The sequence below is a fragment of the Salmonella sp. 741265073_HBA genome (genome assembly GCF_046569105.1).
Taxonomy (GTDB): Bacteria; Pseudomonadota; Gammaproteobacteria; order Enterobacterales; family Enterobacteriaceae; genus Salmonella; species Salmonella enterica.
Genome location: NZ_JBKFRY010000033.1, coordinates 1 through 3104, shown reverse-complemented (window position 1 = coordinate 3104; position 3104 = coordinate 1). Strand labels below are relative to the sequence as shown.

The window sequence follows — 3104 nt, the reverse complement described above, 5'->3', positions numbered from 1 at the left end:
GCGGCTATCTGTAACGACTCACAATCGAAAAAAGTCAGACTCGCAATCAGCGCAAATTTTGGCTCACAATAACTGCAACTGAAATCGGACGTGGACTCACGCTAAGTGAGAGCGAAATCCGACGCTCAGAGCCAAATGAGAAGTTTTTTCCATTGGCAGTAATTGTGAGCCAGCAAAAATAGATTGTGAGTCCATTGAATGGGGATCGTTGTGCATTTTCATAAGCCTCACCTCCGATAGCTCGGATGGCGCAGTGTGAAGTAGGAAGGCCGCCCGGTGGATTAACGACAAAACTCAGAGGGATTATTCCGGACGGCACAAACAGAAAAGCCCCGCACGATGGCGAGGCTTGAATTTGTTTGGTCGACGATTGAAGCTATGGCGACGATATCAGATTTACATAAAATATAGCCGTTTTAATCCAGTTTTGCAATCACCACGTCGCCAGCTTCTCAGCAAGCAAATCCCTTTTAATGACTATCCAGCCGCTATCGCGTAATCCGCTCAATATCTGCTCTACTTTTCCAACGAACATGTCTGGACCAACCTGCCGAATGTCTTTGACGTTACCATCGCGGATCTTAATCAGAAGGTCGATGTTAAGCATGTCGACGGCAGGCTGAACCTGGCGTGTTGGCGATGGTAGTGTCTGACTGAAATAGCAATCCTCCAGTTTTTCGAACACCTCCCAAGCCTGATCTGTTTCGAGCATCTTGGCGTGGCGGGCAGCGCCGCGTTCTGTCCAGAGGGTTAGGGAACGGGCATTTTTACCAACTAACCCGATTGTTTCGGGTCTGTTCTTGAACTCGCGTAATTCGTTTTTTTCAATTTTAAAAAAATGCTTTCCTACAACGAATCGCGTGGTGTTGTTCAGAAAGTTATCAGAAATGTTTTTGATTTTTGTGCCGTATAAGTGCGCCAAAAGTTCGGTAGTAATAACGGGAATTTGGTTATGGGTAATCGGGGAAAGAGTTTCGACAGAGATTTGAGTGGTCATAATGACGCCCTCCGGTGATTGTTTTGTTTATCACCACCGCCGACGCCAATCGGATTGGGTGGTGAGACGTACAGGGTTGGCGTAACCGGATCACCGACCGGCGAGCCTTTCGGCTCCCCCATACGCCCCACCATAATTCAGATGCGCGTATACAAACGACAATAAAAAACACGCTCGCGGCGTGTCTCTGTCGCGGTGAAATTCCGGGACGCCAATCCCGACGCCAGATTTTGCTGGCGTACTGGGAATATAGCCCCGGATAACTGTTTGTGTCAATTAAGTGCGTATAGGTTGAAAGCCACCTGTTCCGAACGCGACTCCGATACACTCAAAAGAGACGCCTGATCAAGACGCAGAAATATCGCGCGCATGGTCAGCCAGTGTCTGGTGAAGGTTTCTGACCAGTTCTTTTCGCTAACGCCTACCAGTCCCGCTAACTCTTTATATTGATAAACCTCACGCCCGGCTAATTCAGATTTGACATCCTGTGCCGCCAGCCAGATTAATGCCCGGAGTCGTTCCTGTGTTTTACCGGCCATCTTCTTTCCGTCGAGTTGCGCCGCAAACGCACTCCAGCCCCACTGTGTTATTTCGACCTGGTGTTCCCAGCAGGTATTCTCACTGTAATTCCACAACAACCACGCCTTGTAGTGTTCATCGAGTGAAAGAACCGCCCGGCGCCATGAGGCAGTGGAATATTCCACAGGCTTCACCAGCGGGATAGCGCTTCCTTTCGCCAGCGACTGCTTGCCGGGGATTGGCGGGTTATTTAACGTTATCCAGCTTTCTGTTTCCTCGTCCCAGATACGCTGTTTTTTTCGGGGATAGTTTTTCGTGTCGAATTGCGCGTTCTCCAGCCAGGCCAAAAGCTGCCCTTTAGTCTCCCCGCTTAAATCGGCTGTCGCTACCATTAGCTGTTCACGTACATACTGGAGGTATAGAGCGTTCATTGAGTAAATCCTGTGAACTGATAAATACGAACAAAATTGCGTAGGATGCGGTAATCAACCAACACCGACCCCGGACGGCGGTAAATACGGAGGCGCTGCCAGCGCACGCGGAGTATCTCGATCAGTTCTGGTTTCATGCGGCCTCCAGCTTTTTTAGCGCACGTAGATCCGCCAGAGCCACGAGCCTGATTTCCTTCAGCTCCTCGACCGTCCAGCGGTGCGGGGTGTTATTGTTCTCGAGTGCCAGCACCGCCGCCTCACCGTAACGCTCAACCAGCGCGGCACGATATGCTTCGATGTTCCCTGATTTGTAGACGTTGCAGACATCACACTGAAGATGGATGTTGAAGCGAGTGAAGCGCAGATGCCCCGCGGCGGCCGTAGTCCTGTAATGGCCTGCATGCCATGCGAACGCCGTCTTCGTTCCACAGGAGATGCAACCGAGTCCTTCTGCCAGTTCGGTTTCGCGGCAAATGTCATTTACGGCGCGCTGCGTCAAGTCAATCCAGTGCTTCAGCGGCTTAACCGCGGCTTTCCGCTGGCGCCAGGCGGCGCGTTCTTTTTTCTCAGCGGCGCGCTGAAGGGATTGCGCCTTACGTTGCGCGGCTTCGCGAGCTTTTCTGGTCTGTTCTTTGCCGACGGCGCTGGCGCACTGGTACGAGCAAACGATCTGCCCCTCGCGTATCGGGTGAAACCACTGGCGGCATTCTTTGTTTGCGCACTTACGGTGCGGTAATTTAGCCATGCTCACCCCCAGACCTTTTGGCGTAAGGATTTTGGCGTCCGCATCCGGTGCGCATATTCAGGTAATTTCGCGCTGACAGTCCAGGTAATGAAGTCAGGGTTCAGGCTCTTTTCTGTCCTTACGCCCCGCTTCTGATAATCCGATATCAGCGTGTCGGCCTGCTCGGTTGTGCAGTCGTGATGATGGAACCAGGAGTATTTCATCGCCATCACCCCGCAAAGCTCATTAGCTGGGCGGCGGCGTTCTCCGCCTCGCGCTGAGTACGAAATGTACGTGATAAAATCCACCGCCAGAGCACATCAAGCGCGGATTTATACAACTGCTGAAATTCGACCTCATCCATGCTGGAAAAAGCGATGCTGCGGGGATGTTTGCGAAGGGTGCCGTCCGGTAACTGGATGGCGTCATAGTG

7 protein-coding genes are annotated in these 3104 nt (G+C 51.8%); all 7 read right to left on the bottom strand.

Annotation, left to right across the window (positions count from 1 at the left end; all coding sequences use genetic code 11):
• Window positions 1-96: 96 nt before the first annotated feature.
• On the bottom strand, window positions 97-222 hold the full coding sequence (locus ACLD3P_RS21855; RefSeq protein WP_001534733.1) for a hypothetical protein: 126 nt from the start codon (window positions 220-222) through the stop codon (window positions 97-99).
• Window positions 223-433: 211 nt separating this feature from the next.
• On the bottom strand, window positions 434-997 hold the full coding sequence (locus ACLD3P_RS21850) for an ORF6N domain-containing protein (RefSeq protein WP_045718200.1): 564 nt from the start codon (window positions 995-997) through the stop codon (window positions 434-436).
• Between the two features lie 272 nt (window positions 998-1269).
• A complete protein-coding gene (locus tag ACLD3P_RS21845; protein WP_044782379.1) occupies window positions 1270-1947 on the bottom strand; it encodes a bacteriophage antitermination protein Q in 678 nt (225 codons plus the stop codon).
• A complete protein-coding gene (locus ACLD3P_RS21840; RefSeq protein WP_045718201.1) occupies window positions 1944-2084 on the bottom strand; it encodes a YlcG family protein in 141 nt (46 codons plus the stop codon). Before ACLD3P_RS21840 ends, ACLD3P_RS21845 begins: the two co-directional genes overlap by 4 nt.
• Window positions 2081-2692, bottom strand: coding sequence for a recombination protein NinG (locus tag ACLD3P_RS21835; RefSeq protein WP_411006750.1), 612 nt, complete (start codon window positions 2690-2692; stop codon window positions 2081-2083). The genes ACLD3P_RS21840 and ACLD3P_RS21835 overlap by 4 nt, the downstream gene beginning before the upstream one ends.
• A 2-nt stretch (window positions 2693-2694) precedes the next feature.
• Entirely contained in the window at window positions 2695-2901 is a 207-nt protein-coding gene (locus ACLD3P_RS21830) for a hypothetical protein (protein ID WP_411006751.1), read from the bottom strand.
• Window positions 2901-3104, bottom strand: a 204-nt coding sequence (locus ACLD3P_RS21825; protein ID WP_133411928.1) for a DUF1367 family protein, incomplete at its 5' end; no start/stop codon positions are given. The genes ACLD3P_RS21825 and ACLD3P_RS21830, both read right to left, overlap by 1 nt.